Here is a 3,343-nt window from a genome sequence, read left to right as displayed (position 1 = left end):
CCGAACGCTAAAAAGCCCGCTAAGTCATGTGACTTGCGGGCTTTTTGTTGGTTGCGGGGACAGGATTTGAACCTGTGACCTTCAGGTTATGAGCCTGACGAGCTACCGGGCTGCTCCACCCCGCGACAAGGCTTTTTGCCCCGCGTGGGAGCGGGGGGATGTGAATGGGTTTTCCATGCTGTCTTCTTGTGTGCGGGACACCGGCTGCAATGCCTGGCGACGACCTACTCTTCCGTACCTTAAGGCACAGTACCATCGGCGCTGTCTGGTTTCACGTCCGAGTTCGGGATGGGATCGGGTGGGTCACAGACGCTATGGTCACCAAGCAATGAAGCCGGTGTGTCCGCAAGGGCGCTTGGGTTAGCGCCCTTGTTCAAGAAGGGGTTTTGATCGATGCCCGTGCAGGCTTTGTGTTTTCATCCAACCAGACAAGGCTCTGGGATATCCAGGGCTGTTGTTGATGGTGGAACTCTCAAGCGCGAATAGGACAATTAGGACCGGTTAGCTCCATGCGTTACCGCACTTCCACATCCGGCCTATCAAGGTGATGGTCTTTCACCGTCCTAAGAAATCTTATCTCGAGGGAGGCTTCCCGCTTAGATGCTTTCAGCGGTTATCCCGTCCATACATAGCTACCCAGCTGCGCTCTTGGCAGAACGACTGGTACACCAGAGGTATGTTCAACCCGGTCCTCTCGTACTAGGGTCAACTCCTCTCAAATTTCGACGCCCACGGCAGATAGGGACCAAACTGTCTCGCGACGTTCTGAACCCAGCTCACGTACCACTTTAATTGGCGAACAGCCAAACCCTTGGGACCTGCTCCAGCCCCAGGATGTGATGAGCCGACATCGAGGTGCCAAACAACCCCGTCGATATGAGCTCTTGGGGGTTATCAGCCTGTTATCCCCGGCGTACCTTTTATCCGTTGAGCGATGGCCCTTCCACGAGGGACCACCGGATCACTATGACCGACTTTCGTCTCTGCTCGACTTGTCAGTCTCGCAGTCAGGCTGGCTTATGCCATTGCACTCTAACAGCCGGTTTCCAACCGGCCTGAGCCAACCTTCGCGCGCCTCCGTTACTCTTTAGGAGGCGACCGCCCCAGTCAAACTACCCGCCACAGAGGGTCCCAACACCGGATAACGGTGCGTGGTTAGACAGTAGAGAACAACAGGGTGGTATTTCACTTGGTGGCTCCACACCAGCTGGCGCCGGTGCTTCAAAGCCTCCCACCTATTCTACACAGTTGTTCTCCACTGCCACTCTGAAGCTGCAGTAAAGGTGCACGGGGTCTTTCCGTCTAACCGCGGGTACTCCGCATCTTCACGGAGAATTCAATTTCGCTGAGCATGTCCTGGAGACAGTGGGGAAGTCGTTACGCCATTCGTGCAGGTCGGAACTTACCCGACAAGGAATTTCGCTACCTTAGGACCGTTATAGTTACGGCCGCCGTTTACCTGGGCTTCATTTCGGAGCTTGCACCCCTCCACTTAACCTTCAGGCACCGGGCAGGCGTCAGGCCCTATACGTCGTCTTGAAGCCGACTTAGCAGAGCCCTGTGTTTTTGCTAAACAGTCGCTACCCCCTGGCCTGTGCCCCCTCAAAAAGCTTGCGCTCAGTGAGGGCCTCCTTCTTCCGAAGGTACGGAGGCAATTTGCCGAGTTCCTTCAGGACACTTCTCTCAAGCGCCTTGGTATACTCTACCTGACCACCTGTGTCGGTTTCGGGTACGGTCTATACGGTGGGGCTATTTCCCGGGACAACTTCGAAGCATGCTCAATCCAATAAGAGCATACAACACACGTCATCCGTCACACACCACCAGGCCCACGAATATTAACGTGGTTCCCATCGACTACCCCCTTCGGGCTCGTCTTAGGGGCCGGCTCACCCTGCGCGGATTAGCCTTGCGCAGGAACCCTTGGTCTTTCGGCGAGAGGGCATCTCACCCTCTTTATCGCTACTCATGTCTGCATTCGCACTTCCGATACCTCCACAGACCATTACCAGTCTGCTTCACAGGCGTACGGAACGCTCCGCTACCGCGTACTCGTAAACGAGCACACCCTAAGCTTCGGTGCGTGTCTTGAGCCCCGTTACATCTTCGCCGCAGGAACCCTTATTTAGACCAGTGAGCTGTTACGCTTTCTTTAAAGGATGGCTGCTTCTAAGCCAACCTCCTGGTTGTTTTGGGATTCCCACATGCTTTCCCACTTAGACACGACTTGGGGACCTTAGCTGTAGGTCAGGGCTGTTTCCCTTTTGACGACGGACCTTAGCACCCGCCGTCTGTCTCCCGGATATCACTCCTAGGTATTCGGAGTTTGGTTAGAGTTGGTAGATCTCGCGACCCCCGCATCCATCCAGTGCTCTACCCCCTAGGGTGTCCATCCGAGGCACTACCTCAATAGTTTTCGCGGAGAACCAGCTATTTCCCGGCTTGATTGGCCTTTCACCCCTAAACACAACTCATCCGGTAACTTTTCAACGTTAATCGGTTCGGACCTCCAGTGCGTGTTACCGCACCTTCATCCTGGTCATGCCTAGATCGCCGGGTTTCGGGTCTAATGCATCAAACTAAATCGCCCTATTCAGACTCGCTTTCGCTGCGCCTACACCTATCGGCTTAAGCTTGCTTGATACATTAAGTCACAGACCCATTATGCAAGAGGTACGCTGTCAGGCCTCAAGGACCCTCCAACTGCTTGTAGGCAATCCGTTTCAGGTACTGTTTCACTCCCCTCATCGGGGTGCTTTTCACCTTTCCCTCACGGTACTAGTTCGCTATCGGTCATGTACGAGTATTTAGGCTTAGAGGGTGGTCCCCCTATATTCAGACAGGATTACACGTGTCCCGCCCTACTCAAGTCCTCCAACATCACTTTCGCATACGGGGCTGTCACCCGCTATGGCCACTCTTTCCAAAGTGTTCTGCTAGTTGAATTGGAGGCACTGGCCTGGTCCGCGTTCGCTCGCCACTACTAACGGAATCTCGGTTGATGTCTTTTCCTCCAGCTACTGAGATGTTTCAGTTCGCCGGGTTCGCTTCACGAAGCCTATTTTATTCAGCTACATGATACCTTTTTCCAATTACCCCAACCGTCATTGCTGACGGCAGAGATAATCGGATTAGGTGGGTTTCCCCATTCGGAAATCGTCGGGTCAAAGGTTGCTCACACCTCACCGACGCTTATCGCAGCGTGCCACGTCCTTCATCGCCTGTACATGCCAAGGCATCCACGAATTGCCCTTACCTCACGCTTGAGAGTCCACACCACCAACAACAACACTGGATCAGTCCCCAGCCCATCAAAGTATTACTTTGATGGGAACCCTGGGGA

At 54.2% G+C, this 3,343-nt stretch carries 1 tRNA gene and 2 rRNA genes; all 3 read right to left on the bottom strand.

Going from position 1 to position 3,343, the window contains the following annotated elements:
- Nucleotides 1-48 precede the first annotated feature (48 nt).
- Nucleotides 49-125: transfer RNA gene (locus tag LQ953_RS16100), tRNA-Met, on the bottom strand.
- 86 nt (nt 126-211) lie between these two features.
- Nucleotides 212-326: ribosomal RNA gene (gene rrf / locus LQ953_RS16095) — 5S ribosomal RNA — on the bottom strand.
- Nucleotides 327-471: 145 nt separating this feature from the next.
- Nucleotides 472-3,266: ribosomal RNA gene (locus LQ953_RS16090) — 23S ribosomal RNA — on the bottom strand.
- Nucleotides 3,267-3,343: the final 77 nt, after the last annotated feature.

Origin of the sequence: Sphingomonas sp. IC-56 (genome assembly GCF_021043375.1) — a bacterium.
Lineage (GTDB): Bacteria > Pseudomonadota > Alphaproteobacteria > Sphingomonadales > Sphingomonadaceae > Sphingomonas.
Note: the sequence above shows the minus strand (reverse complement) of the source record. Positions and strands in the feature narration are given on the sequence as shown.